The 26123-nt window shown below is 40.6% G+C and carries 24 protein-coding genes and 2 pseudogenes; 16 read left to right on the top strand and 10 right to left on the bottom strand.

Annotation, left to right across the window (positions count from 1 at the left end):
* Positions 1 to 44 precede the first annotated feature (44 nt).
* The 7 genes and pseudogenes from C3V44_RS10570 (at position 45) to yihA (ending at position 5972) form a co-directional block, all read left to right on the top strand.
* Positions 45 to 2162, top strand: a complete 2118-nt coding sequence (locus C3V44_RS10570) for a peptidylprolyl isomerase (protein ID WP_106096433.1) — start codon at positions 45 to 47, stop codon at positions 2160 to 2162.
* 133 nt (positions 2163 to 2295) lie between these two features.
* The gene (locus C3V44_RS10575; RefSeq protein ID WP_009417540.1) at positions 2296 to 2562 is read left to right on the top strand and encodes a hypothetical protein; all 267 of its coding nucleotides are present in this window, start codon (positions 2296 to 2298) and stop codon (positions 2560 to 2562) included.
* On the top strand, positions 2559 to 3008 hold the full coding sequence (locus C3V44_RS10580) for a PIN domain-containing protein (protein ID WP_009422040.1): 450 nt from the start codon (positions 2559 to 2561) through the stop codon (positions 3006 to 3008). The genes C3V44_RS10575 and C3V44_RS10580 overlap by 4 nt, the downstream gene beginning before the upstream one ends.
* Before the next feature lie 159 nt (positions 3009 to 3167).
* Complete coding sequence (pdxH, locus tag C3V44_RS10585) at positions 3168 to 3809, top strand: pyridoxamine 5'-phosphate oxidase (protein ID WP_002673663.1); 642 nt, start codon at positions 3168 to 3170, stop codon at positions 3807 to 3809.
* 229 nt (positions 3810 to 4038) lie between these two features.
* Positions 4039 to 4394: pseudogene (locus tag C3V44_RS10590) on the top strand (hypothetical protein).
* A gap of 214 nt (positions 4395 to 4608) precedes the next feature.
* Positions 4609 to 5373: an alpha/beta fold hydrolase gene (locus C3V44_RS10595; protein WP_106096434.1), complete on the top strand. Its 765-nt coding sequence runs from the start codon at positions 4609 to 4611 to the stop codon at positions 5371 to 5373.
* Positions 5370 to 5972, top strand: coding sequence for a ribosome biogenesis GTP-binding protein YihA/YsxC (yihA, locus tag C3V44_RS10600; RefSeq protein ID WP_106096435.1), 603 nt, complete (start codon positions 5370 to 5372; stop codon positions 5970 to 5972). The genes C3V44_RS10595 and yihA overlap by 4 nt, the downstream gene beginning before the upstream one ends.
* Positions 5973 to 5989: 17 nt before the next feature.
* Here the strand turns inward: yihA and metF are convergent, their stop codons facing one another.
* The 4 genes from metF to C3V44_RS10620 all read right to left on the bottom strand — a co-directional run bounded on the left by metF (position 5990) and on the right by C3V44_RS10620 (position 11028).
* Entirely contained in the window at positions 5990 to 6943 is a 954-nt protein-coding gene (metF, locus tag C3V44_RS10605; RefSeq protein ID WP_009422041.1) for a methylenetetrahydrofolate reductase [NAD(P)H], read from the bottom strand.
* Positions 6921 to 7514, bottom strand: coding sequence for a GrpB family protein (locus C3V44_RS10610; protein WP_106096436.1), 594 nt, complete (start codon positions 7512 to 7514; stop codon positions 6921 to 6923). The genes metF and C3V44_RS10610 overlap by 23 nt, the downstream gene beginning before the upstream one ends.
* Before the next feature lie 11 nt (positions 7515 to 7525).
* The gene (thrA, locus tag C3V44_RS10615) at positions 7526 to 9937 is read right to left on the bottom strand and encodes a bifunctional aspartate kinase/homoserine dehydrogenase I (RefSeq protein ID WP_106096437.1); all 2412 of its coding nucleotides are present in this window, start codon (positions 9935 to 9937) and stop codon (positions 7526 to 7528) included.
* A gap of 113 nt (positions 9938 to 10050) precedes the next feature.
* Positions 10051 to 11028, bottom strand: coding sequence for an alpha/beta fold hydrolase (locus tag C3V44_RS10620; RefSeq protein WP_106096438.1), 978 nt, complete (start codon positions 11026 to 11028; stop codon positions 10051 to 10053).
* A 265-nt stretch (positions 11029 to 11293) separates the two neighbouring features.
* Between C3V44_RS10620 and C3V44_RS12070 the strand changes: the two genes are divergently transcribed.
* The 8 genes and pseudogenes from C3V44_RS12070 (at position 11294) to C3V44_RS12525 (ending at position 17793) form a co-directional block, all read left to right on the top strand.
* Positions 11294 to 11464: a hypothetical protein gene (locus tag C3V44_RS12070; protein ID WP_164996615.1), complete on the top strand. Its 171-nt coding sequence runs from the start codon at positions 11294 to 11296 to the stop codon at positions 11462 to 11464.
* A gap of 264 nt (positions 11465 to 11728) precedes the next feature.
* A pseudogene (locus C3V44_RS12440) lies at positions 11729 to 11806 on the top strand (phosphinothricin acetyltransferase); the annotation flags it as partial.
* A 133-nt stretch (positions 11807 to 11939) separates the two neighbouring features.
* Positions 11940 to 12683 carry an outer membrane beta-barrel protein gene (locus C3V44_RS10630; RefSeq protein ID WP_009410401.1) on the top strand — a complete coding sequence of 248 codons (744 nt, stop codon included), beginning with the start codon at positions 11940 to 11942 and terminating at the stop codon, positions 12681 to 12683.
* Positions 12683 to 13849, top strand: a complete 1167-nt coding sequence (locus C3V44_RS10635; protein WP_106096439.1) for a VWA domain-containing protein — start codon at positions 12683 to 12685, stop codon at positions 13847 to 13849. The genes C3V44_RS10630 and C3V44_RS10635 overlap by 1 nt, the downstream gene beginning before the upstream one ends.
* A gap of 138 nt (positions 13850 to 13987) precedes the next feature.
* Complete coding sequence (locus C3V44_RS10640) at positions 13988 to 14707, top strand: hypothetical protein (RefSeq protein ID WP_106096440.1); 720 nt, start codon at positions 13988 to 13990, stop codon at positions 14705 to 14707.
* A gap of 25 nt (positions 14708 to 14732) precedes the next feature.
* Entirely contained in the window at positions 14733 to 15419 is a 687-nt protein-coding gene (locus C3V44_RS10645) for a TIGR00730 family Rossman fold protein (RefSeq protein WP_002673636.1), read from the top strand.
* 41 nt (positions 15420 to 15460) lie between these two features.
* Entirely contained in the window at positions 15461 to 17605 is a 2145-nt protein-coding gene (locus tag C3V44_RS10650) for a S46 family peptidase (protein WP_106096441.1), read from the top strand.
* Positions 17606 to 17661: 56 nt separating this feature from the next.
* Positions 17662 to 17793 (top strand): hypothetical protein, encoded by a 132-nt coding sequence (locus C3V44_RS12525; protein ID WP_009410396.1) that lies wholly within the window; start codon positions 17662 to 17664, stop codon positions 17791 to 17793.
* 150 nt (positions 17794 to 17943) lie between these two features.
* On the opposite strand, the gene rpoN is transcribed toward C3V44_RS12525, so the two are convergent.
* The 6 genes from rpoN to C3V44_RS10680 all read right to left on the bottom strand — a co-directional run bounded on the left by rpoN (position 17944) and on the right by C3V44_RS10680 (position 24680).
* Positions 17944 to 19410 (bottom strand): RNA polymerase factor sigma-54, encoded by a 1467-nt coding sequence (gene rpoN, locus C3V44_RS10655; RefSeq protein WP_106096442.1) that lies wholly within the window; start codon positions 19408 to 19410, stop codon positions 17944 to 17946.
* Between the two features lie 32 nt (positions 19411 to 19442).
* Positions 19443 to 20582 carry a glycosyltransferase family 4 protein gene (locus C3V44_RS10660; protein WP_016479801.1) on the bottom strand — a complete coding sequence of 380 codons (1140 nt, stop codon included), beginning with the start codon at positions 20580 to 20582 and terminating at the stop codon, positions 19443 to 19445.
* A gap of 139 nt (positions 20583 to 20721) precedes the next feature.
* Positions 20722 to 21705 (bottom strand): cation diffusion facilitator family transporter, encoded by a 984-nt coding sequence (locus C3V44_RS10665; RefSeq protein ID WP_106096443.1) that lies wholly within the window; start codon positions 21703 to 21705, stop codon positions 20722 to 20724.
* Positions 21706 to 21736: 31 nt separating this feature from the next.
* Positions 21737 to 23146: an alkaline phosphatase gene (locus tag C3V44_RS10670; RefSeq protein ID WP_106096444.1), complete on the bottom strand. Its 1410-nt coding sequence runs from the start codon at positions 23144 to 23146 to the stop codon at positions 21737 to 21739.
* A 20-nt stretch (positions 23147 to 23166) separates the two neighbouring features.
* Positions 23167 to 24219 (bottom strand): thiamine-phosphate kinase, encoded by a 1053-nt coding sequence (thiL, locus tag C3V44_RS10675; RefSeq protein WP_106096445.1) that lies wholly within the window; start codon positions 24217 to 24219, stop codon positions 23167 to 23169.
* On the bottom strand, positions 24216 to 24680 hold the full coding sequence (locus C3V44_RS10680; RefSeq protein WP_009422536.1) for a DinB family protein: 465 nt from the start codon (positions 24678 to 24680) through the stop codon (positions 24216 to 24218). The genes thiL and C3V44_RS10680 overlap by 4 nt, the downstream gene beginning before the upstream one ends.
* 822 nt (positions 24681 to 25502) lie before the next feature.
* On the opposite strand from C3V44_RS10680, the gene C3V44_RS10685 reads away from it, so the two are divergent.
* Entirely contained in the window at positions 25503 to 25946 is a 444-nt protein-coding gene (locus C3V44_RS10685; protein ID WP_009419230.1) for a hypothetical protein, read from the top strand.
* The last annotated feature ends 177 nt before the right edge of the window (positions 25947 to 26123 follow it).

The raw sequence follows: 26123 nt of genomic DNA on the forward strand, positions 1-26123 counted from the left end.
CAACCTGATTCACAATTTATACTTTTATAAACGATTTATAAACAATGGCAGTACTCGAAAAGATTAGAAGTAAAACCGTATTCCTTATTGCGATTATTGGGCTCGCCCTCTTCGCTTTCATTATCTCCGACTTCATAGGTAAAGGGCGCTTTAGCAACCATACGCCCAACGAAATAGGTAGCGTAAATGGCGAAGAGGTACCTATCGATGCATTCCGTCAGCAAGTCGAAAATGCTACCCGTCAAGCTAACGGACAAGTATCTAGCATCGAAGCCGCTAAATACGTCTGGGAACAAAACGTCCAACAAATCCTACTCAACCAACAAATCGAAAAATTAGGTCTCAGTGTAGAAAAAGACCAGATTTTAGCAATTCTTGCTAAAACACCGCTCGCTCAAAACCCTCAGTTTGTGAATGAGTACGGAGTGTTCGACGCAAATAAATTCACCAACTATTTGGCTACCCTCAAAAACACCAATCCACAAGCCTATGCTCAGTGGAAAATGCAAGAAGATGCTATTATCGAAGATGCTAAACAGCGAATGTATTTCAGCCTTATCCGCGCAGGTCTCGGCGTTACCAATACCGAAGCCGAAATGGAATACCATCAGGAAAAAGACCTCGCCGATATCAGCTATGTAGCGTTGCAATACAGCTCTATCGATGATAAAAGCGTAAAGGTAACCGATAGCGAGATACAAGATTATATCAAGAAACACGAAAAACAATTTAAACAAGAGGCTTATCGCAATATCCAATATATAGTAGTGAGCGAAAAACCATCGCAAACCGATATTGAAACCGAAAAAGAAAGCCTACTCAAGCTCTTGCAACCCGAAGTAGTGTTTAACAGCAAAACCAATAAAAACGATACTATTGCAGGCTTTGCTAAAACAAAAAACATCAAAGATTTCGTAGACCGTCATTCCGATGTGCCTTACGATAGCACTTTTGTAAATAAAGACAATCTTCGTTCTTCTTACGCCGATACTCTTTTTAACCTTCCGGTAGGCAAAGTGTTCGGTCCTTATGAAGAAGACGGAAGTCTCAAACTCAGCCGTATGATTGCCAAACAACCAGGCGGTGCTGTGAAAGCAAGCCATATTCTTATAGCCTACGCCGGCAGTCAGGCAGCTACGCCTAATACTACCCGTACTAAGGAAGAAGCTAAGGCAAAAGCCGAAGAGCTTTTAGCTCAAGCCAAAGCAGCAGGTGCTGATTTTGCGCAACTCGCTCGTGAAAATTCCGAAGAACCAGGAGCTGTTTACAGTGCAGGCGACCTCGGGTTCTTCTCCAAAGGCGCTATGGTAAAACCTTTTGAAGAATTTGCTTTCAACAATGCTGTAGGTACTATTGGGTTAGTAGAAACCGATTTTGGTTTCCACGTAGTAAAAGTAACTGATAAAGCCGAAGCAGTGAACATCGCTACTATCAGCCGTAAAGTAGACCCTTCCGAAGCGACTATCAACTCTCTTTTCTCTAAGGTAACTAACTTCGAAATGAAGGCAGCTCAAAATCCCAAAGAGTTTGCTAATATCGCTAAAAAGAGTGAACTTTCAGTGCTCCGTGCCGATAACCTACATAAGAACGACGACCAAATTATAGGATTGGGCTCTAACCGTTCTATCGTACAATGGTTGTTCCAAAAGGACACTAAAATAGGTGATATCAAGAAATTCACCAGTGGTGGTAACTATATTGTAGCCCAATTGGTAAAACAAGGCGAAGAAGGTATTAGCTCAGTACAAGAGGCTACTCCTATGGTAAAACCAATTCTCATTCGCGAGAAAAAAGCCGCTATCTTAAAAGAGAAAGCCAAAGGCAATAGCCTCGAAGCTATCGCTTCAGCTAACAAAACCGAAGTGAAAAGCGCTGCCAACCTCATAATGAAAAACCCAACTATCATAGGCGAAGGACGTGAACCTAAAGTAGTAGGTGCAGCCTTCGGACTCAAACAAGGTCAGCTTTCTAAACCTATCGACGGCGAAAATGCGGTATACGTAATCCAACTTACCTCAGCTACTGTAGCTCCTGCATTGGGCAACTACAAAACCTATGCTGAAACTGTTGAGAAACTCCGCACCGACCGTGCTGCTCAAGGTATTCTCAAATCATTAGAAAGCACTGCCACCATTAAAGAAAACCTAAGTGCTTTCTATTAATAAATAGAAATTAGGAAAATAGAAAACAGGAGTTAAAGATGTATGTCTTTAACTCCTGTTTTCTTCCATTCAGTAATTTTTCAAATTTGCTAATTTGTTAATTATTTTTTACTTTTGCCAAAAAAAGAAGATTATGCCCTACATAATTACCATTACGGACAACAATCCTCAAGCTTTAGCTTTTGTAGAATATGCCAAGAAACTTGACTTTACAAAAGTTTCTATGAGCAAAGAGGTTGACGAAATTATCTCTTACAACGATGATTTAGAAGAAGATGAATACGGTATACCTATCAAATACCGCGAAGAAATAATGGCTATGAGTAAAGAGTCAAATAGAAATATAGCCAGACGTTGGAGAGAAGATCTCGCTAAAAAGAAAGAGAAACAAGCAATATGATAGTTATTTCAGATACTAATATTATCTATAGTTGTTTTTATAAACCCAATGGAGTAATTGCTAATATTTTAAAAGATAAAAAGAAAAACATTCAGTTTATAGCTCCTGATTACCTTTTAGAAGAAATAGAAGAACACTTGCCTAAAATTATGAAGAATAATAATCTTTCTAAAAAGCAAGCGAGTATTCTTTTGGAAGAATTTATTCAGAACATTACTTTTTTTAAAGTAGATGATATTCCCCAACAATATTTAGATAAAGCAGAAGAAATAGCTAAGTTTGTCGATCCTGATGACTATCCTTTTATAGCTCTTCATTTTGAAAAAGGACACAAGATATGGACTTGTGACTTTGAACTAATTAAAGGACTAAAAGAAATGGGCTATGATATATGTGTAACGACTAAAGACCTTAAAGCCAAACGTTATAAAAAAACAACTGACTAACTATCCTCATTTCCTATTTTCCTCAGCTGGCGCGAGCTTGTAGTTCAGCTGGCGCGAGCTTGTAGCTCGTGCCCATTCTAATTTTCAAGTTTGTTAATTATTTTTTATCTTTGTATCACCAATTTTTTACCTTTTACTTTTTATCTTTTACCTAAACAAATGGATTTAAGCAACTACCGAAAAACGTACAACAAGCGTGCTCTTTTAGAAAGCGATGCTCCTGAGAATCCTATGCAGCTCTTTCAAACTTGGTTCTACGAAGCCGATGAGAGCAACAGTGTAGACGAAGCCAATGCAATGTCAGTAAGTACCATAGGGCTCGATGGTTACCCAAAGACCCGCGTAGTACTCCTTAAACAGTACACTTACGAAGGCTTTATTTTCTACACCAATTACAACAGCGAAAAAGGAAAAGCCATTCTCGCCAATCCTCACTTGTGTTTATCTTTCTTCTGGCCTTCTCTCGAAAGGCAAATCATCATCAAAGGTATTGCTGAAAAAGTCCCTGCCAATACCTCCGACGGTTATTTTGAGTCACGCCCTTTGGGTAGTCAGTTAGGGGCAATAGTATCGCCACAAAGCGAAGTAATCCCTTCAAGAGAATACCTCGAAGAGCACCTGCACGCATTAGAAAAACAATACGAAGGCAAAGAAGTACCTCGTCCTGAGCATTGGGGAGGTTTCTTAGTCCGACCACAAAGCCTTGAATTTTGGCAAGGACGCCCTAATCGTCTACACGACCGTCTGCGTTACACCCTTACTGAAGACTACGATTGGAAATTAGAGCGATTAGCACCGTGATAATTAGCCAATATACTAATTTTTTTATTTATGAAGGGTAGCAATGTGAAAGAGTCGCATACTTTGCCAAAGTTTCAAATTTTGGCAAAGTTGAATTGTCGATTATTTATGAATGTTCTCTCCGCTGGTGCGAGCTTGTAGCTCGCACCATAATAATACAACATAAAATTAGTAGTTATTAACGTCTCCTTTTTAAAAGTTAAAGACTAAAAACTAACACCTAAATCCTATGATAGAGAAAGATTACCTCAAACGGCAAATAGACCTTTTCTTTGAAGAGCTCACCGCACTATTAAGCAAAAAGCCCGCAAAAGAAGAGCAACTCAAATATTTGGACTACTTAGCCGAAAAATATACTCCACACACACTTACTTATTTCATCAATACTCCTACTGAAACAATACTTTTAGCCTATAAAAATAGTGAAGATACCTTAGAAATCATCTCAGAACTATTGTTTTTTTCGATGATAAAGCTACCCTCCAGAAAACCGCTGATATTATAAAATACCTCAATTGTAGTAGCAAAGAATATTCTTTCAGAAGAAATACTCATTTACAAGAACTCATACATAAGTTACAATAACCTTTGGTTAATTTGCTAATTTGTAACTATTTCTTATTTTTCACATTGGAAAAAACATTGTTGTACGATGTGATATTTTATTGTATTTGCTTAATAAATAACTATTTGCGTTAATAATAAGAAGAGAGAGTAAAAAATATTTTCACTTTCCTGCACGTAAATAGAAATAAAAATATTACCTTTGTAGCTCAAAAAAACTTTTTGATAAAAACCGATGACAGTAGAAGTAAAAAAAGAAGGTAAATTTTCATACATCGAAAAAGGTGAGGGCACTCCTATCATTATCTTACACGGATTAATGGGGGGGCTTAGTAACTTTGAAGAAGTAGTTTCTTTTTTTTCCCGCAAATATAAAGTGGTAGTCCCCGAACTGCCTCTCTTCTCTATGCCTTTGCTCACAACTTCAGTGAAAACATTGGCTAAATATATACAGAAATTTATCAAACACAAGAAGTTTGAAAAAGTAATCCTGCTTGGCAATTCGCTTGGTGGACACGTAGGTTTGCTCTATGCTAAAATGCACCCTAAAAACGTACTCGGATTAGTGCTTACAGGTAGTTCTGGATTGTACGAGAAAGCAATGAGCGATGGCTATCCACGTCGTGGTGATTATGATTTCATCAAAAAGAAATGCGAAGAAGTGTTCTACGACCCTGCCGTAGCTACTAAAGAAATTGTAGATGAGGTATTTGCTAATATCTCTGACCGCTCTAAACTTATCAAAACTTTGGCACTTGCCAAAAGTGCTATCCGCAACAATATGGCAAAAGATTTGCCTAAAATGGAGACCCCTACTTGCCTCATCTGGGGTAAGAATGACAATGTAACCCCTCCTAAAGTCGCTGAAGAATTCCACGAACTATTGCCTAATTCCGAACTGCATTGGATAGACAAATGTGGTCACGCCCCAATGATGGAGCACCCTCAACAGTTCAACGAGATTTTAAATAAGTGGCTTGAAAATAAGGAGGTAAGATGATAAAAAAAGCTGAATTTGTGATGAGTAACTCTCAGGTGAGTAAGTGCCCCAAGGAAAACTTACCTGAGTATGCTTTTATAGGGCGTTCCAACGTAGGGAAATCGTCGCTCATCAATATGCTTACTAATCACAAGAATTTGGCTAAAACTTCGGGTCGTCCAGGAAAAACCCAACTCATCAATCACTTCAAAATAGACAATAGTTGGTTTTTAGTAGATCTCCCTGGTTATGGTTATGCAAGAGTATCTAAAGAAACTAAAAAGGTATTTCAGCAATTTATTACTAAATATTTTGAGGAACGACAACAATTGGTATGTGCATTTGTATTAGTAGATGTGCGCCACGAACCTCAGAAGATAGATGTAGAGTTTATGCAATGGTTAGGTGAACACGGGATTCCGTTTGCTATTGTCTTTACCAAAGCCGATAAACTCAAACCTTTAGCTATTGAGCGCAATATAGCTGCTTATCAACAAGTACTCCTCGAAAATTGGGAAGAATTTCCACCTTACTTTATCACTTCAGCCGAAAACAAAACCGGCAAAGAAGAACTTACCCATTACATTGAACAAATCAATAAATCAATTGACAATTGTTAATTATCAATTGTCAATTGTTAGAATACTTCTGATATTACTTTCACTATATTATCCGATTTTCCCATTGAATAGTAGTGCAAAACAGGTACCCCAGTGGCTTTGAGCTCTTTGCTCTGCTGAATAGCCCACTCTATACCTACTTGTTTTACCTCGTTGTTGTTCTTGCAGGATTCCACTGCTTTGATGAGCTCTTCGGGGAAATCTATTTTAAAGGCTTGTGACAGTAGGTTGAGGTGCTTTTTAATAGCAATAGGTTTAATCCCTGGTATGATAGGTACATTGATGCCTGCTTCTTTGGCTTTCTCTACAAACTCAAAATACTTCTGATTGTCAAAAAACATTTGTGTTACCACATAGTCGGCACCGGCATCTACCTTTTCTTTAAGGCGTGCCAAGTCCGAGGTGAGCGAGGGGGCTTCAATATGTTTTTCAGGGTAACCTGCTACCCCTATACAGAAATTAGCCTTATGGTCGGCAGCAATGCCGTTGAGGTAAATCCCCTTGTTCAAATTGCTGATTTGAGTGACCAACTCGGTAGCGTAGGTATGTCCACCCTCAGTAGGCTGAAAGTAGCGTTGTTCTTTCATCGCATCACCGCGCAAAGCCATTACGTTGTCAATACCCAAGTAGAGGCAATCTACCAAAAGGTACTCAGTTTCTTCTTTTGAAAAACCACCACAAAGCACGTGAGGCACTGTGTCCACCTTGTATTTATGCTGAATAGCTGCACAAATACCCACCGTACCAGGGCGCATACGGGTTACTTTCTTTTCCAATAACCCATTAGGGTGTTCAATGTAATAATACTCCTCGCGTGAGGTAGTTACATCTATAAACGGAGGATTGAACTCCATTAGGGGGTCTATGTTTCGGTATAGTTCTTCAATATTATTTCCCTTTTTAGGAGGTACTACTTCAAAGGAGAAGAGCGTTTTTCCTTTGGCATTCTTAATATGGTCTGTTATTTTCATATTTTCCTTTAAATTCTTCTTTTGCTATCAGTGTATATTGTTTCACAAAGTCTGTTTTGTGAGCGGTATAAGCATCTCGGTCGTGCTCAAAAGGTTTCCAAAGTGATAATTTAAGCGTTTCATAGTCTTTGGCTACCGATGGGTGTGCTTGCAGTTCATCGCGAAAATATAGTTCGTCATTATTGCCTTCATAACGCAAGTGCAGATGAAATACACGTTCTGCAAAACCATTAATAGTATAGCCTTTATTAAAAGAAATCCTATCGTTTGTTTCATTCATACATAGATAACCTGATTGTAAAATGACTTCTTTTATCTTCTGAAATGAACTGTCTTTCTTCACTTCTAATAATATATCAACAATAGGTTTGGCTTGTATCCCTTCCACAGCAGTACTGCCTATATGGCTTAGCCGTATTATTTCGTTAGAGGGCAATTTTTTTAAAAGGAAACTGCGTTCTTCCTCATACCATTCTTTCCACAATGGGTTGTGCTGCGTAAGATTGATAGGGAACAGTTGCCACAATTCCTGCAACGACATTTTTAACAAAGGATTTTCTTCTTGATTCATAGTGCTAACCCCTAAAACCTACTTTTTTCTGCTAATCTTAAAATATCGCCAAATACCCCGCGTGCGGTTACCGAAGCGCCTGCACCTGCTCCTTGTATTACGATAGGGTTATCGCCGTAAGATTCGGTGTAAATTTCAAATATAGAGTCAGCTCCTTTTACCTGACCCAGGGCACTGTTGCGCGGAACCGATACTAGCGATACGTCTAACTGTACCGTTTCGGTAGAAGCTAAGTCGCCGTGAAGGTCACCTACATAACGCAGTACGTGGTCGGGGGCTTGTGCTTCTTTGATTTGCTGATAAGGCACATTGAACTCGTCTAAACGTTGCAAAAAGTCTTCCACAGAGCCTTCTCTCAAATGTTCGGGGATAAGGTTTTGTATCTTCACATCGCTGAACTCATTACCTAAATCGAGTTCGCGGGCTAAGATGAGCAGTTTGCGCCCTACATCATTACCACAAAGATCTTCACGAGGATCGGGTTCGGTATAACCACTGTTGATAGCGTGCTGGAGCACCTCGCTAAACGGCTTGTTTTCTGCTGAAAAGGTGTTGAACAGATAGCTGAGCGTTCCTGAGAATATCCCCTTGATACGGGTGATGTTCTCGCCCGAATGATGCAAAAGGCGAATAGTGTCTATCAGTGGTAAGCCTGCCCCTACATTGGTTTCGTAGAGATAAGTTTTTTGGTGTTGTTTGAGGGTTTTACGTAGCTCTTGGTAGAAGTCAAACGAAATAGTATTCGCTATTTTATTAGCTGAAACTAGGTCGTAACCGCTCTTGATAAGTGGAATATAGTTGTCTACAAAGGTTTTGCTGGCGGTTACATCTACGGCGATGAGGTTCTCTAAGTGATGTTTATCTACAAAGGCTTGCAGGGTGTCGAAGCTATAAGGAACGGCTTCTTTACCGAAGGCAGAGCGCCAATGACTGCCAATTCCTTTTGCATTGGTGAGTAGCTGTTGTGAATTGGCGATAGCAACGATACGCAAACTGATATTCTTGCGGTGGAGTATATTGTCGTGTGCGGCAATCACTTGGTCGATGAGGGTAGCCCCTACGGTACCTTTACCAAAGATTACCAAGTTGATACGGCGTGAAACCCCAAAGATTTCACCGTGAATTACGTTCAATGCCTTGTGGAGTTTTTTGGTTTTGAGTACCAAACTCACGTTTTTGCCCGTTACGGCATTGTTGATGAGCAAAGGAACGATTTGGTTGCGTATCAGTGCGTTATAAGGGTGGTGGAAAGTAGCAAGTGGTTGTCCTACGATAGAAATTACAGCTACATCTTCTACGATGCTCACACTGCTTACATCATTGGTGTAGAAATCGTGTGAGAATTCTTCGTCTATAGCAGCTTTGGCAAGTTTAGCATCTTTAGAAGCTACTACCAAGCCTACCCCGCGCTCCGATGACCCTTGCGAGATGATACTCACACTGATACCTTTTTGTGCGAGCGCTTTAAAAATACGCGCATCTACACCCACCTTGCCCAAGAGTCCGCGACCTTCCATCACGATAAGGGCATTGTCTTTAATTACCGAAATCGATTTGATGCCCTCTTGCACGCTTTCTTGGTGAATGAGTGTGCCGGCGTCCTCACTGTTGAAAGTGTTTTTGATACGCAACGGAATGCCTTTTTCAATGAGTGGGATAATGGTTTTAGCGTGGAGTATAGAAGCTCCAAAGTTAGCCAACTCATTGGCTTCTTCGTAAGAAAGATGACGTATAATTTTGGCTTCGGGTACTAACTCAGGATTGGCAGTGAAGATACCGTCGACGTGGGTGTAGTTTTGCAGTTCGGAAGCGTTGAGGTAGTTAGCCAAAAGCGCTGCTGAGTAGTTACTGCCATTGCGCCCTAAGGTAGTAGTGTCGCCTTTTTCGGTGGAAGCGATAAAGCCCGTAACCACTGCCACACAATTAGGAGGAATGGTTGCAAAGCGGTCGCGGGTGAGTTTTTCGGATATTGAGTTGATGATTTGCGCATTGCCTACCACAGCATCAGTTTTGAAGATTTCACGGCTATCCACAAAAGTACTTTCCAAGCCTTTGTGCTGAAGTAGTGCTACCACAAGCTTAGCCGACATCAGTTCGCCTTGTGCCAATACCAAATCTTTGGTCTTAGGGCTGTAGTCTTTCAGTAGCGAAACGCCTTCGAGGAGTTTTTCGAGCAACTGAAATTCGGGCTCAAACGATACACGAGAGTTATACTGCTGTTCGTCTTTCAGTTGTTGAAAGTCGGCAGTATAATCTTCGCCTTTACTTGCTTTTTCGAGCAAAGCCTCTAATTCATCGGTAGTGTTGCCTCGCGCTGAAACTACTACCGATAGAGGTTCTTTATGTGAAGTAATGATAATATCAATCACCTTTTCAATACCGTCATTGGCAAGTGATTTTCCACCAAATTTTAATATCTTCATAATAATTGACAATTGACAATTAACAATTCATAATTAATTTTCAACTTTGCCAAAGGAGTGAGCCACACAGGCAGAAAAACTTTGGCAAAGTGTAGTGATGCTTTTCTTATCTCTTACCTAACAAACACTTTCTTTAAATACTGTTCTAACTGTTTGTGTTCTATCAGGAAAGCATCGTGACCGTGTACAGAGTGGATTTCGTAATAATCTACAGGTTTGCCCATTTCACGGAGTTCGGTTACGGTATCGCGGTTCTCTTGAGGAACGAAATACAAATCAGAATCGGTGCTTACGATGGTAATGTGTGCGGTGATAGGCGCTACTGCTTCGGCAAAACTACCGCGTTCTTTTGAAATATCTATCGTTTTTACCAATTGGTTCATCAGTTTGTAGGCGGAGAGTGAGAAGCGCTTGTGCAGCTTGTCGCCGTGGTGTAAAAGCCACGTTTCTACATTGTATAACTGCAACGGAATGTTGGTGGTGCGCTCAAACTTCAGTTTCAACGATTGAGGCGTACGGTAACACAACATCGCGTGGAGACGTGCATCGTGCAAGGGGTGTGTAGAGTTTTTGAGTATCTGCTCTTGTAAGAGGCAGTTGCCTATAATCCAGTCGGTTGCTTTCCAATCGGCAGCTACGATTACCAATTCTTTGAAAAGGGTAGGAGCGAGGGCAGCCATTTCCCAAGCAATACCGCCACCTAACGAGCACCCTACAAGGGCAAATACTTCTTTAAGTCCTAAATGCTCGGTGAGTCCTTTGTTGAAAATACGCGCTATATCTATACCCGCCCAATGTTCATAGTTAGGAATCATATCTTCTTCGCGTGCTCCAAAACCATTGCCAGGGATATTAAAAGCTACTACCGTGTATTTGAGGGTATCTATCAATTTTCCTTCACCGATGGCTTCTTTCCACCAGCCGTTTTCACCCGTAACTTGTGAATTGCCTGTAAAAGCGTGATTTACTACCACTACCGGAGCTGTGCCTAAGGCTTTTCCAAACACTTGATAATACACCCTAAGAGCGGGAATACGCACCTCACAAGAGGTAACGAAATCAGTAAGAGGGTAATGTAGAATATCGGACATAAAGGCGTTGCGAAATAGTTTATATGAAAAGCATTTAGATATATTTAGAATTATTTTCTTTTTCAGATACTCTAATCGGAAAATAATTCTGTGTTAAAACGCTATTATTTTTATATTGATTTTGAAAGGCGCAAAAGTAAAAATAATTTTCTAAATAGACAAATAGTTTTTATTACATTTATTTTAATCATTCAGAAAGGCAAGAGAATTAGTAAATGAGGAAATGAGAGAATTAGGAAATGAGAGAATTAGGTGAATACCAATAATGCCAGAAATACTAGAAATACCAGAAATGTCAATAATACTAACAAGGGGAATGGACGGGTCGGTTTTTTCAGACGGATCGGACAGGTCAGAGGAGGGGGTGGAGGATTCGGAAGGAAACGGAAGATTTCAGAAGAGGGCTGAGAGGAATTTTGGTGAAAAAGGGGTGTAAGATGGGTGGGGTTAGCTTATAGAGAGCTTAAAGGAAGCTTATACGAATCTTGGACGATTGGTATAGAAAGGGTATATAAAAAGTTGATTCATAGTATAATACAGCGATGCAAAAAATGGTAAAAACGGGGTTTCGAGGCGAAAGAAAAGGAATAGGTAATAGGCCTTAGGGCATAGGCACTAGGAGGGAGTATGATGGAAAATCAAAAGGAACCTCCCCCTTTACACATACTTAGCTGTCGCTGGCTACCTTCAAAGGGGGGGAATGTGGCGAGTTATTTATTCGGTAAGCCCCCGAACCCCCGAAGGGGGACAAGCTGGAAAAGGAGACAAACATCTCCCTAGCCCCTTCAAAAGGGGAGTGTAGGGACGGAAAGAGAATGGGCGGATTTTAGGAAATTAGAGAATTAGAAAATTTGTTAATTTGCTAATTTGCTAATTATTCTTATCTTTGCCCAAAATATACAACAAAAAAGATGAACAAACTAAATAGGATACTGTTGCTTTTCGCTCTTCACTTTTCGCTCTTTACTTTTGCTCAAGAGAATAACGATGATGGAATGATAAGCACCCCACAAACGGCTACTGCTACCGATACGGAGGCAGACCTGCACTACCTCGAAGACCAATTTTACTTTGGTCTTACTTATGACTATTTGGCTGGTAAAGCAAATAGCGTGGTGCAACACAACCTTTCAAGGGGGATTCACGTAGGTTTCATTCGCGACCTACCTATGAACAAAGCGCGTAATGTAGGCTTTGGGGTGGGTATAGGCTATGCTTACGATTTGGTGTACAACAATATGGTGGCTAACAAAACGGTTTCGGGCGTGAGCTATGAGATAGTAGAACGTTTCAGCGACCGGAACATCACTCGTAATTTCTTCGAGACGCATTCGGTAGAAATACCCGTAGAGTTTCGCTTTCGCACCTCTACTCCTTACAGTCATAAGTTTTGGCGCGTGTATACAGGAGCGCGTTTTGCCTATATCTTCAGCGGTAGAAGTTTGTATACTGCCAATGGTGTTTCTATAGCTTTTCAGAACTCCGATATAGCTTATACGTTTCAGGTAAAGCCTTTTATTGCCTTTGGGTATAACGCCTTGAACTTCTATGTGCAGTACAATCTTACCCCTTTGCTGAAAGATGCTAAAACTACTGATGATACGAGCCTCAAATCGAATGTGTTACAATTAGGATTACTTTTTTATATTTTATAATGGACGACCTAATTACACGTTGGCGACTCATCTTGGGTCAGGATTTGAATGCTTTGGGTGAGGTATCGCTCAATGAGCAACAATCGCTGATGGACGCCACGCTGGCTGCCCTCTACGACGATACCGAAGGTAACGGTAATAATGGAGGCAAACGCTCGGCAGGCTTAGGCAGTTCGTCACCCAACTTAGCTAAGTGGCTCACCGATGTGCGCTCGTTCTTTCCTCCCGATGTGGTAAGTGTGATTCAAAGCGATGCTATTGAGCGCAAAGGACTCACCAAGCTACTATTTGAACCTGAAACTCTTAAAAACGTAAAGCCCGATATCTCTATGGTGGGCACTTTGATGGCACTCAAAGGGCAAATACCTGCCAAATCTAAAAATACCGCACGCGAATTGGTGAAAGAGGTAGTCGATGAGATTATGAAGCGTATGGAGCAAGACCTACGCCGCGCTGTTACCGGTGCGCTCAACAAAAAAGCGCATACGCCTATTGCCAACTTCTCGTCGACCGACTGGAAGCGCACAATTCAGCGCAACCTCAAGAACTACGATACCGCTACCAAGCGACTTATTCCTGAAAAGTTCTATTTTTTTGAACGCACCCAGCGCCAAAAGAACTGGACAGTGATTTTAGACATCGACCAGAGTGGTTCGATGTGTGATTCGATTATATATTCGTCAGTAATGGGGTCTATCTTTGCGAGTATGCCAGCCCTTGATACGCACGTGGTAGTGTTTGATACAGAAGTAACCGACCTTACGGAAGTCTGTCGTGAAGACCCTGTGGATATGCTTTTTGGGGTACAGTTAGGAGGAGGGACAGATATTAATAAATCGGTGGCGTATTGCCAAACACTTATTGAGAATCCGCGCAAAACGATGTTTATTCTCATTTCTGACCTTTATGAAGGAGGTGTACGCGCTGGACTCTTGCGTCGCCTGAACGAGATGCACCAAGAAGGCGTAAAGGTATTGGTGCTCTTAGCCCTTTCTGACGGCGGTCGCCCTGATTACGATGAGAAACTCGGTAAAGAAATCAGCAAACTCGGCATCGCCTGCTTTGCCTGTACTCCTGACCGCCTTCCCGAACTCGTAGAGAACGCCCTCAAAGGGAATGACCTAAAGAAATTTGAGAGTGCAAGTCGCACAGATAAGGAAGTGTAATAGCACTTTTGTACCCTAAAATTTAGTGAAAGCTATTAAGTAAAAGGAGTATAGCTAAAGCTATAGAAATTAAACAAAAATCAATAAAAAATTAAACAAATAAAGGCTTTGCCTTTTCAAAGGTAGCAACTTTCAATAATGAAACTATTCTTTTTATTATATATAATCACTATTTTCTCTTATGCACAAAATACTTGTACGCAGAAGGGCATTATAGACGCGATGACCCCTTTTAGCACTGAACAAGGCAGAAAATCTCCATTGATAAAAGCTAAAATAAATATCAATGAGAAAGATATCTCGCCTTTGTTAATGCAAAAGATACCTTATCTCGGTTTTATAGGGGCACACAAGAAGCGATTGAGGATTGACTTTACAGTACAAAAGCAAGGAAAGCGCACTTATACAATGAAAGGTAGCACTATGGTAGATAAGAACGAGCGCACTTTTGAAGGGAACATCACTATTGATACACTATATGCTTTTGCGCTACCTTCCTATGGAGTAGACGATGAGTACAAGGGGAAAGTGAAAGAAGAAGGCATTGTTATTGCTACCTATGAACTGAAAGAAGACCCTAAACAGAGTGCTACGGGTGTTTTTAAAGGAAAGCTATTCGTTAAATGGTATGTAGATAACAAAAACCGATTTTTGTATGACTATATAGATAACGATTCCGACGCTTATTTTAACAACAGCTTTCTGGGCACTTGGACGAGCTACAAAACGGGCAAAAGCAAGCCTTGTAATTGGGGATTACACCGCATTCCTTGCGCAGGCGATTTAGACGGTGGAGCTGCCGAATTTATGCCTACTGAAAAATATTACGAATATGGTTGGAAAAACTATACTCCTTAACTCTTAACTTTTAACATTTAACTCAATGAAAAAACATTCTAAAGTTTGGAACGAAACTAAAACGCACGACTCTTGGTCGATTTTTAAAATAATGGGTGAATTTGTACACGGCTATGAGCAGATGAGCTCCATAGGACCTTGTGTATGTATTTTTGGTTCGGCACGTATTAAGCCAGAGATGCCCTATTATGAACTCACTGTGCGTATTGCCCAAAAAATAGTAGATGAGGGCTTCGGTATTATTACCGGCGGAGGACCTGGTATTATGGAGGCGGGCAACAAAGGTGCGCACCTAAACAAAGGTGTTTCGGCAGGGCTGAATATTGATTTGCCTTTCGAGCAGGCAATCAACTCTTATATCGACCACGATAAGAATATTAAATTCAACTACTTCTTTGCGCGTAAGGTGATGTTTGTAAAGTATTCTAAGGCATTTGTAGCAATGCCTGGGGGCTTTGGTACCCTCGATGAACTCTTCGAAACCCTCACTCTCGTGCAAACTTATAAAATAGACAAAATTCCTATTATTTTAGTCGGTACAGATTATTGGAGCGGGCTTGTAGACTGGATAAAGAAGATATTATTAGAGAAATTTAATAATATTAGTGCTGAGGATTTGGATTTGTTTCACTTAGTAGATACTGAAGACGAAGTGATTAAAGTCATTGAAGATTTCTACAACAATAAACAACAGTTAAAACCAAATTTTTAGAAAATATTCCCTATATTTGCACTTTAATTTAAACAGTGACTATGAAGAAGTTTATCTCTTTATTACTTTTTAGCTTTTACTTGTTACCTGTTACCTTAACGGCACAGCAAGGCGGTATGTGGATTCCTTCGCTTTTGGAGGGTATGAATGCCAGAGAAATGAAGTCCTTAGGTATGAAAATGTCGGTGAGTGATATTTATAGCGTCAATAAGTCGAGCTTGAAAGACGCCGTGCCTCATTTCAATGGAGGATGTACTGCCGAAATGATTTCGGATAAAGGGCTACTGCTCACTAATCACCATTGTGGCTACGGACAGATACAAGTGCATTCCTCAGTGCAAAATGATTACCTTACCGATGGTTTTTGGGCTAAAAATCTATCGGAAGAGTTGCCTAACAAGAATTTAGAAGTTACTTTTATCGTACGTATTGAAGATGTTACCCAAAAAGTACTCGCCGATACTCAAAACCTAAGTAGTGAGAGCATTCGCACCTCTCAGATAGAACGCAATATTGCCTCTTTGGTGAAAAACTCGCCTAAAGAAGCGTGGCAAGAGAATCGGGTTCGTGCTTTCTACGAGGGCAATCAGTATATCCTTTTTGTAGTAGAAACTTTTAAAGATGTGCGTTTAGTAGGTGCACCGCCTTCGGCTATAGGCAAATTCGGTTCGGATACCGATAATTGGGTATGGCCTCGCCATACGGGGGACTTCTCGCTTTTCCGTGTATACGCCGATAAAAATAACCGCCCCGCAGCCTACTCCAAAGACAACGTGCCCTATCGCCCCAAACACTTCTTTCCTATCTCGTTAAAAGGCGTGAAAGCAGGCGATTTTACAATGATCTTCGGTTATCCAGGTCGTACTGAAGAATATTTACCTGCCGTAGCAGTGGAACAAATTGTGAATGTACTGAATCCTGCTAAGATAGGCATTCGCGATGTGGTGCTCAAAGTGCAAGACGGCTTTATGCGCAACAGTAACGAAATAAAAATAAAATACGCCTCTAAATACGCCAGCGTTGCCAACTATTGGAAAAAGTGGATAGGTGAAACACAAGGTTTGAAAAAATCGGATGCGGTAGCTATCAAACGCGCTCAAGAACAGAAATTTCAAAAAGAGATAGAAAAAGCAGGTAAAACTGCTGAATATGGTTATATTTTACCTCAGTTTACTGAAAAATACGCTCAAATACAAAACTATGCTTTGGCAGTAGACCTCTTTTCGGAGTTGGTACAGCGCAATATCGACTTGCTGGCAAATGGCTATAAAATCCTTCAACTGCAAAATGCGCTGCACGAGAAAGGAACACAATCGTTCAACGACCGCAAGAAGAACCTTTTAAACAACTTTGAAACGGTATTTAAAAACTACGATGTGAATGTAGATAAAGCCGTATTTGAAAAAGCGGTAGTGTATTATGCTCAGGCGATGCCTAAAACCCTACTCTCGCCTAACTTACAGCAGTTTGAGATACACACACTGGCTGACAAACTCTATAAAGAGTCGTTTTTGGCTTCTAAAACCGAAATGGAAAAAGTACTCAACCTACCCGATGAAGTTTTTGAAAGGCACCTCAAAAATGACATAGGCGTACAATTTGTACAGCAAATTGTCGCTCATTTCTACGGAACTGTAGTGCCTACTTACCGACAGTTGGATAGCGAGATTACCGCCTTACAGCGTACTTATATGAAGGCTATCTTGGAGTTCTCGAAACCTCAAGACCGCATTTTCCCTGATGCCAATAGCACTTTGCGCGTTACTTATGGCAAGGTAGCGGGTTACTCACCTTCGGATGCTATAACCTATGATTATATGACTTATTTAGACGGTGTAATGGAGAAATACGTGCCTAACGACTACGAATTTAATGTGCCCGCCAAACTGCGCGAGCTCTATGAGAAAAAAGACTATGGTATTTACGGCAAAAACGGCAAGATGCCTGTGTGTTTCGTAGCAACCAATCATACCACGGGAGGCAACTCGGGCAGTCCTGCGATAGACGCACAAGGTAACCTTATCGGTCTCAATTTCGACCGCGTGTGGGAAGGCACAATGAGCGATATCCACTACGACCCTAAAATATGTCGCAATATTATGGTAGATATTCGCTATGTGCTGTTTATCATCGATAAATACGCCGGAGTAGGGTATTTGCTAAATGAGATGAAGATAGTGAAATAATGGTTAATGATGAGTTGAAAACTCTGCCGAAGACTTTCTCTTACTGAAAAAGAAGATTGAAAAATTACCCTAAAAATACAGGTGAATATCAATCTAAAGAAAACGCACTCATCGATAAAGGCAAGGGCTTCTATTATTACAAAGTAGGAAATAAAGAAATTGTAGCTATGTATATTCCACATCTTTGAGCAACCAACTTCGATTATCAAACAGGTGTATAATGAATTAAAAGAAGCTTTTAATTTGTAAAATGGCTTGTTGTGTTACGACAAAAAAAACTCCAGTACAGTCTGTCACTATACTGGAGTTTCTTTATATTTTGCCTGTGTGACTCACACTTACAGCTCTTTTCTGAGGCGCGCTACGGGTATATCCATTTGTTCGCGGTATTTGGCAATAGTGCGGCGCGCAATGGGGTAACCTTTCTTTTTGAGGAGCTGTGCCAATTCATCATCGGGGAGGGGTTTACTTTTGTCTTCCTTAGCGACAATATATTGTAATATCTGCTTGATTTCACGAGTAGAAACGTCTTCCCCTTGGTCGTTCTTCATAGATTCCGAAAAGAAATCTTTAATGAGTTTGGTACCGTAAGGGGTAATCACGTATTTACTGCTCGCTACCCGCGACACGGTAGAGATGTCCATACCTACCTTATCGGCAATATCTTTGAGAATAAGCGGTTTTATTTTCAGCTCATCACCTGTGAGGAAGTACTCGCGTTGGTGCTCCATAATAGCGTTCATCGTGATGAGGAGCGTTTGTTGTCGCTGGCGAATGGCATCTATAAACCACTTAGCAGAATCCAACTTCTGTTTGATAAAGAACACCGCCTCTTTTTGTGAATTGCTCTTTTCCTTACTCTTCTTATAAGTATCGAGCATAGTGCTATATTCCTTAGAAACGTGTAGTTCAGGAGCATTGCGTCCGTTGAGGGAGAGTTCCAACTCATTATCTACCACTTTTACGGTAAAGTCGGGGATAATTTGTTCTATATGCACATTGTTGCCCACGTAGGAACTCCCAGGTTTAGGGTTTAGGCGCTCCACCTCTTGTACCGCTTCTTTCAGTTGTTCTTCAGTTACCAAAAAGCGCTGTTGCAGTTTGGTGTAATGCTTTTTAGTGAACGCCTCAAAGGCTTCGGTAAGCACTTCTATTGCCAACCCTATAGCAGGTGTTTGTTTTTTGCGGCGCAGTTGTATGAGCAAGCACTCTTGCAGGTCGGCAGCACCTACTCCTGCAGGGTCTAATTGAAATATAATCTGTTGGCGTATTTGTTCTACGTGTTCCTCTTCGGTATAGATATTTTGGGTAAAAGCTAAGTCGTCGGTAAGGTCTTGAATAGAGCGGCGTATATAGCCTATATCATCTATGCTACCCACGAGGAACTCAGCAATTAAGTAATCCTCATCGGAGAGGGTAAAGGTGTTCAATTGGTTGATAAGAGATTGGTGAAACGACACCTCTGCGCTGAAAGGAATATCGCGATCCTCATCGTCGTCGCTATAGTTATTGGTGTGCAAGCGATAATCGGGTATTTCGTCATCACTGAGGTATTCATCGATGTTGATATCGTCCATATCAATCACATCGTTATCGTTATATTCATCGGCAGAGTTATCGAACTCATCGTGAAACTCATCAAGAGCATCTTCTTCGCGCCCTGATTCTAAAGCGGGGTTTTCTTCCATCTCTTGTTTCACACGCTGTTCGAAAGCAAGAGTGGGGAGTTGTACGAGTTTCATCAGCTGTATTTGCTGAGGTGAAAGTTTTTGTGAGAGTTTAAGTTGTAAATTCTGTTTGAGCATTTCTTATGAGATAGGGCGCAAAGGTACGAAAATTATTTCTTTTTTATAATCCCCTTGACAATATGCCTTATTTTTTGTTTTTTCTTACGGATGTGATAGCTTCTGTTTACGTAAAAGAGAAGTCCTGCCAATCCTATAAAAATAACACCTAAAACAATTCCTAAATAAAGGGAAGATAAAAAAGTATTGAGATATAAAATCACCACACAAACGATTAAATTGATGAGTGCTAATAGTACACTTGCTTGTGAATGCGACAGTTTCATATAGTCAATCATCACGTGGTGGATATGACTGCGGTCGGCTTTAAAAGGTTGTCCGTGACGCAATAGGCGAGTGGTGAACACGCGGGTAGTATCAAAAAAAGGAATGAAAATAATTGCAAGAAGAACCCATATTTTATTTGTGGGGTGTATAATAGCACTTTCTAAGGCTTCAGTGTTTAGAGCAAAGAATTTAATAGCGAGAACTGCGATGAGAAAACCTGCAATCATAGAGCCTGTATCTCCCATAAAAACGCGTTTCCTTACCGATAGATTATAGCGTAAAAAGGCTAATAAAAAACCTATACATAGAATTGATAACAGAAAGTAGTAGTACAGTTGAGCATCGTAGAAAACATAGGCAAAAGCACCAAAAATTACAATACCTACCATTGCAGCTGAGCCGTTAATACCATCGATAAGATTGTAAGAGTTTACAATCATCATCATCATACCACAGCTCATAAAAATAGAAAGCCAATATGGAATATCAGTAATGCCTAAGAAATTATCGAGAGTAGTGATTTTAAGCCCAGTTCCTAAAAAAAGCATCAGGGTAGCTATAATTTGACCTATAATTTTAGTACTAGGATTTACACCTACAAGGTCATCTTTTAAGCCAACGAAAAAGAGTACACCTACACCAGATAAGATGTTAATACCTACATTGTCATTATCGAAAAAACGGAGTAAAAAGAGAGTAAAAACTAAACTTACGAAGAAAGAAATACCTCCTAAGGTAGGTGTTTTTTCTTTATGTGAACTACGTGCATTAGGTTTATCCATTAGGTTTTTGTACTTTGACACGTATATAATACTTGGCAAAGAAAAGTATGCTACTCCCAAAGAGAGTAGAAAAACGCATATGGTAGTAAACCCTAAATTTTCTGAAAAGAAAGTAGTTATCATATTATAAAGGCAATATTTTGGTGCAAAATTAATAAATATACTTTAAACGAGCAAGAAGAATACCGTTAGTTATTTACAATAGGTCAAGTACATCAAAATTAAACCTCAAAGAACCAATGTTTATAGTATCTAATTTGCATTATTGTTTTAGTGGTTCATATCTATGCTTCGCTACACCAGCGATGTTCTTCACGTCCCACTGTATAGTCCGCACAAAAGGTTTTTCTCTAAAGGAACAGTCGATAGCGCAAATTTCACACGAAAAGGGTTTGCAATAGTCTAAGTGAAAGTTGAATTCTATCGTTCTATCTACTTTTTCTACCAATAAATGAATCACCTTTTCCATCTCTTGGTGGGCTTCTTTTAAAGAATAATAGTAAGGCAGAGTGATATGGGCATCAATATGCAAGTGAGCCCCAAACTGCTGAATGCGCATATTGTGAATGTCTATCCATTCGGTTTTGCGGTTAGCTTGCAGTATATTTACGAGTTCGGCAAAGAGGGCTTCGTCGCGCTCGTCCATAATACCGCTGAGGGCTTTGCGCACTATCTTCCAGCCTATCACAATGATATAACTACCAAAACCAATAGCGATTAAAGGGTCGAGCCATAGCCAACCGGTGAAGTGTACCAACACCAAACTCAGCACAATAGCTGAGGTGGCAAAAGTATCCGATTGCAGATGTTTGCCCGCACTCATCAGTACTAACGAGTTCTCTTTTTTTCCTTTTTGGTAAGAAATATACCCCATAGTGTAATTCACTATGGCGGTAGACCCGAAAAGGGCAATCCCCCAGCCTAATTTATCAAGATGTATTCCCTTTATGAGTGATGAAAAGGCTTCGATGAGAATAAGTACCCCAGCGATAGCGATGAGCATTCCCTCAATGCCAGCGGTAACAAACTCTACCTTGCCGTGTCCATAAGGGTGGTCGGTATCGCGAGGTTTGTTGCAGAGGTATAGCGAATAGAGCCCCATAAAAGCGGCAATGATATTCACGATGCTCTCCATCGTGTCCGAAAAGATAGCGTTAGAATTGGTAATGTACCACGCTATCAACTTCACGATGAAGAGCAATATTCCTATAAAAGTAACGAGCTTCTGAAACTGAAAACTTTTCACCCTCTAATTTCTGATTTCTACTTTCTAACTTCTAAACTCTAACCTCCGCTGCCTCCAACAAGAAATTGTGCATATCGGTATTGCGCATAAAAGGTTTAAGTCGCTCGCTACCTGGTCCATACATTGCCAATTCGGTGTAATCCGATGAGTGATCCATACTTATCCAGCCTACCGAAGTATGTGCTTTTTGTATTTCGGCAAACAATCGGTAAGGCAGGTGTTTGTAGTTGTACAAGCCGTCTTCTTTTCTTTCGGTTTTAGCGTAATAACCTAAGAGTTCTTTAGCTTGTTCCTCACTGATGTTCATTCCACCGCAGTATTGAGCTACGTGCTCACGCACTTTGGCTACCGAGTCGTTAGCGTTGATTTGTTGTAAAATCCAATCGTTAGAATGGGTGAAGTTTTGCAATCTGTCAAAATTGTCATTACACTCTTTGCCGTAGATGAGCCCAGGGTTAGCATTACCGTGGTCGGAAGTAATGACTACAAGGGTGTTGCCATCGGCTTTTGCAAATTCTAGCGCTACCCCCACAGCCTCGTCAAAAGCTACTTGGTCATAGAGCAAAGCCCCTATATCGTTAGCGTGTGCAGCCCAGTCTACTTTACCCCCTTCTACTTGCATTACAAAGCCGTTAGGGTGACTTTTAAGTTGGTCGATAGCCTTAGCAGTCATCTCAGCAAGAGTAGGTGTTTTAGCTTGTTCTTCACTGCTTTGCGCGCGATCGATAGAGTAGGGGAGAGCTTCCTCAGCAAAAAGTCCATAGAGAGGTTTATTAGTAGGGGCTTTCTGCATTTCACCGCGTGTGCGAGCTACTGTATAACCTTTCTTTTTGAGAACAGCAAAGAGGTCTTTTTTGTCCTTGCGATGGGCAGGGTCGAAGTATTTACTACCGCCACCTAACATCACATCAAAACCTAATTCGGTGTAGTTGAGGGCAATCTCATCCATAGCATTACGGCTTTTGCTCCACGTACAGAATCCTGCTGGAGTAGCGTGGTTTACCATTACAGTAGTAACGCAACCTACTTTCTTACCAGCTTTTTTGAACTTTTGCAAGATAGGCATATTCTCTTTGCCATTGGGGCTTATATTAAGACTACCGTTGTTCACACGTACACCACCGCCCCAAGACGAACTTGCTGCTGAGGAGTCGGTTACTACCGAACTTGCCGATGCCATATCCATTACGGCGCGCTGTGCGAGGTTACTTTCGTACAATCCTATCCAGCTGGAAGGGCGACCGAATTTGCGTTTTAGGTACAGGTCAGCCATTACCAAAGTGCCGAAACTCATACCGTCACTCACCATAAAGATGATATTTTTAGTGCGTTTGTTTTTATGGGCTTCCCCAAGGGTTTGCGCTTGTAAATCGAATGAAGGAAGTACTAAGCCTCCTAAAGCTGCTAAAGCCCCACGTTTAAAAAATGCTCTTCTTTTCATATCTTGTTAATTTTTAATTATTAATTGTCAATTGTTAAAGCGTTCCACCCTTTCGCTATAATCGGTATAAATTGTCCTGCACGGGTGATGAGGTTTACCCCTTCGCTTTTGTCGGTAATGTAACCTATTACGCTAAAATTAGGATTGCCTTTTATCTTATCGTAATCTGCTTGGGCAATAGTAAACAGCAGTTCGTAATCCTCGCCACCACTTAGGGCTATGGTAGTGCTATCTAAATTGAACTCCTCACAAGTGCTAATTACTTGTGGGTCAAGCGGTATTTTGTCTTCATATAACCTACAACCTACCCCCGATTGTTTGCAAATGTGCAAGAGTTCTGACGATAAGCCGTCGCTTACATCCATCATAGCAGTAGGTTTTACGCCTAATTGTTTTAACAGTGGCGGAATGTCCTTGCGGGCTTCGGGTTTGAGCTGGCGTTCCAAAATGTAAGAATACATCTCTATATCGGGTTGAGAGTTTGGGTTTACCTGAAAGACCGCCTTTTCGCGTTCCAATATCTGTAAACCCATATAGGCACCCCCTATATCGCCCGTGAGTACCACAAGGTCGTTAGGTTGCGCTCCGTTGCGATATACTAAGTCCGATGCTTCCGCTTCACCTATCGCCGTTACCGAGATGATGAGTCCGCGTGTAGACGAGGTCGTGTCGCCTCCTACTAAGTCTACCTTATAATGCTCGCAGGCTAGGTGAATGCCTGCATAGAGTTCTTCTAAGGCTTCTAACGGAAAGCGATTGGACACCGCTATCGATACGGTTATTTGGGTAGCCGTAGCGTTCATCGCATAGATATCCGATACGTTCACTACTACCGACTTGTATCCTAAATGCTTCAGCGGTACATAGCTAAGGTCGAAATGTACACCTTCAATAAGCAGGTCGGTAGAGACGACAGTTTTTTTATTTTTAAAATCCATTACCGCCGCATCGTCGCCTACGCCTTTAAGAGTGGAAGGATTGTGGATTTCAAATCCCTTCGTCAGGCGGTCGATAAGTCCAAATTCACCCAAATCGGCTAATGAGGTACGGTGAGGCGTTTTATCTTCTATCATTTAGCAAAATAGTTTAAAGCAATTACCACTCCAAGGTGCATTCCCTCGTGAGTATTGTTGAAATGTATCGCATCTTCAATGCAGGTAAGCGCATAGCCATAGCTGGTCGTGTAAGGAGTAAAATTAGTGAATACCCCACGCTCGTAGTCGGCTTGCAGTTGTTTTTGGCTGCTGATGAGCAGACTGCGCAATTCTTGAATTTCCTCAGCGGTAGGAATGTGTCCATCGGGATAAGTACCTTTTTTATAAGTATCTACAAAAGTTTCGGGTACAACAAAATTGAGTCCTGATAGTTTGTAGCAGAGTATTTGTTGTTGTGCCACGCAGTGAGCGATGTTCCACCAGATGTTATTGTGAAATCCTGTGGGGATTTGCGCTAACTGTTCAGGACTTACATTCTCCAAATAAGTTAAAAGATTGTTGCGGGTTGCCACGTGTAAGGCAAATACTTGTTCTGTCATATAGTTGTTAGTTTTTTGTCGTTAGTTATTATCATTAGTGTCAATCGAGAGTAGGGGAATTAATGTATTGTTTCACTGTAAATTATATAACTCGTCTATAATGATTATCGCCAATCCCTCCTTTCGAGGGTTATCAGCAATTGCCAACTAAGTGAATTAGAGAGTAGGTTTCTTTTGATTTTCCGTCGCCACATTCCCCCTTCGAAGGAAGTTAGCATTCGTCATTCCTTCTCTTTTCCGTCATCACATTCCCCCTTTGAAGGGGGTTAGGGGGATGTTTTCCCTTATTGCCTATGGCCTAAGGCCTATTACCTATTTCTCTTTCTTTCGCCTCGAAACCCCCGTTTTTAACATTTTTAGCACTGTTATATCGTGTTATAAGTCAATTACTTATATATCCTTTCTATACCAATCGTCCAAGATTCGTATAAGCTTCCTATAAGCTCTCTATAAGCTAACCATACCCTCCTTACAGCCTTTTCTCACCAAAATCTCTCCCAACCCTCTTCTGAAATCTTCCGTTTCCTTCCGAAAACTCCTAACAGTCCTAACACATCGCTTTTGCGGTACGCACTTTGCCAAAGTTTCAAACTTTGGCAAAGTTCAATAAACTGATTGTCACCTCCTAAAAAAGGTTGTCATAATTAATTATTGTTTTATTAGTCAAATTCTCTAATTTCCTCATTTTCCAATTCTCTCATTTCCTCATTCGTCAATAATTCATAACTATCATCCAAAGGCAAAGGTACAAAAAATACTTTGAAGAAAGAAAAGAATTTCAAAAAGATTTGTATTTTTGCCCGCAAATTTATAAAGAATATTATGTATCAACTAATTAAACAGACACATTCACTATGTGCTTATTTAGTATTGGCAGTGCTTATCATAGCAGTTATCAATGCGCTTATGGGATTTTTTGGCAAAAGAAAATACTTTGGAATAAAGGACCTCCGCTTGAGTTTGTTTGCTTTGGTATTCTCTCATATACAATTATTATTGGGCTTATTAGTCTATGTAACTACCCCTCGTTTGCAGATGTGGAGTGAGGGGGCTAAAGTGGTGATGAAAGACAGCTTATTGCGCCAGTTATTGGTGGAGCACCCTATAATGAATATCATAGCAGTAACGCTGATTACTGTGGGCTGGGTAAAACTTAAAAAACAGACAGAAGTGCGCAAGATGTATGGAAAAATAGCCTTGTTTTACGGTATTGCACTGGTGTGCTTGCTCTCAATGATTCCTTGGAAGCTATGGTGGTCTGTATAAGAAAAAAAGTCCGATAATAATATCGGACTTTTCCATTAACCAACCAAAACTTTAAATTATGAAAACTATTATTTGAAGTTTTACAATGAGCTACCACCCTCATTGCGCTGACAAAGGTACGGCAAATTTTTGAATTACCAAAGAAAAAATCGATTTTAACAAAACTTTATTACTGTT

This window comes from Capnocytophaga sp. oral taxon 864 (genome assembly GCF_002998835.1).
Lineage (GTDB): Bacteria > Bacteroidota > Bacteroidia > Flavobacteriales > Flavobacteriaceae > Capnocytophaga > Capnocytophaga ochracea.

Excerpts from the sequence above, each read along its gene's own strand:
- C3V44_RS12070 (WP_164996615.1), top strand. The coding sequence starts at position 11,294 with ATGCCAGAAATACTAGAAATACCAGAAATGTCAATAATACTAACAAGG.
- C3V44_RS10595 (WP_106096434.1), top strand. The coding sequence starts at position 4,609 with ATGACAGTAGAAGTAAAAAAAGAAGGTAAATTTTCATACATCGAAAAA.
- C3V44_RS10630 (WP_009410401.1), top strand. The coding sequence starts at position 11,940 with ATGAACAAACTAAATAGGATACTGTTGCTTTTCGCTCTTCACTTTTCG.
- C3V44_RS10610 (WP_106096436.1), bottom strand. The coding sequence starts at position 7,514 with ATGAATCAAGAAGAAAATCCTTTGTTAAAAATGTCGTTGCAGGAATTG.
- C3V44_RS10670 (WP_106096444.1), bottom strand. The coding sequence starts at position 23,146 with ATGAAAAGAAGAGCATTTTTTAAACGTGGGGCTTTAGCAGCTTTAGGA.
- thiL (WP_106096445.1), bottom strand. The coding sequence starts at position 24,219 with ATGATAGAAGATAAAACGCCTCACCGTACCTCATTAGCCGATTTGGGT.
- yihA (WP_106096435.1), top strand. The coding sequence starts at position 5,370 with ATGATAAAAAAAGCTGAATTTGTGATGAGTAACTCTCAGGTGAGTAAG.
- rpoN (WP_106096442.1), bottom strand. The coding sequence starts at position 19,410 with ATGCTCAAACAGAATTTACAACTTAAACTCTCACAAAAACTTTCACCT.
- pdxH (WP_002673663.1), top strand. The coding sequence starts at position 3,168 with ATGGATTTAAGCAACTACCGAAAAACGTACAACAAGCGTGCTCTTTTA.
- C3V44_RS10620 (WP_106096438.1), bottom strand. The coding sequence starts at position 11,028 with ATGTCCGATATTCTACATTACCCTCTTACTGATTTCGTTACCTCTTGT.
- C3V44_RS10575 (WP_009417540.1), top strand. The coding sequence starts at position 2,296 with ATGCCCTACATAATTACCATTACGGACAACAATCCTCAAGCTTTAGCT.
- C3V44_RS10650 (WP_106096441.1), top strand. The coding sequence starts at position 15,461 with ATGAAGAAGTTTATCTCTTTATTACTTTTTAGCTTTTACTTGTTACCT.
- C3V44_RS10680 (WP_009422536.1), bottom strand. The coding sequence starts at position 24,680 with ATGACAGAACAAGTATTTGCCTTACACGTGGCAACCCGCAACAATCTT.
- C3V44_RS10645 (WP_002673636.1), top strand. The coding sequence starts at position 14,733 with ATGAAAAAACATTCTAAAGTTTGGAACGAAACTAAAACGCACGACTCT.
- C3V44_RS10580 (WP_009422040.1), top strand. The coding sequence starts at position 2,559 with ATGATAGTTATTTCAGATACTAATATTATCTATAGTTGTTTTTATAAA.
- C3V44_RS10685 (WP_009419230.1), top strand. The coding sequence starts at position 25,503 with ATGTATCAACTAATTAAACAGACACATTCACTATGTGCTTATTTAGTA.
- C3V44_RS10660 (WP_016479801.1), bottom strand. The coding sequence starts at position 20,582 with ATGATAACTACTTTCTTTTCAGAAAATTTAGGGTTTACTACCATATGC.
- C3V44_RS10640 (WP_106096440.1), top strand. The coding sequence starts at position 13,988 with ATGAAACTATTCTTTTTATTATATATAATCACTATTTTCTCTTATGCA.
- C3V44_RS10635 (WP_106096439.1), top strand. The coding sequence starts at position 12,683 with ATGGACGACCTAATTACACGTTGGCGACTCATCTTGGGTCAGGATTTG.
- thrA (WP_106096437.1), bottom strand. The coding sequence starts at position 9,937 with ATGAAGATATTAAAATTTGGTGGAAAATCACTTGCCAATGACGGTATT.
- metF (WP_009422041.1), bottom strand. The coding sequence starts at position 6,943 with ATGAAAATAACAGACCATATTAAGAATGCCAAAGGAAAAACGCTCTTC.
- C3V44_RS10570 (WP_106096433.1), top strand. The coding sequence starts at position 45 with ATGGCAGTACTCGAAAAGATTAGAAGTAAAACCGTATTCCTTATTGCG.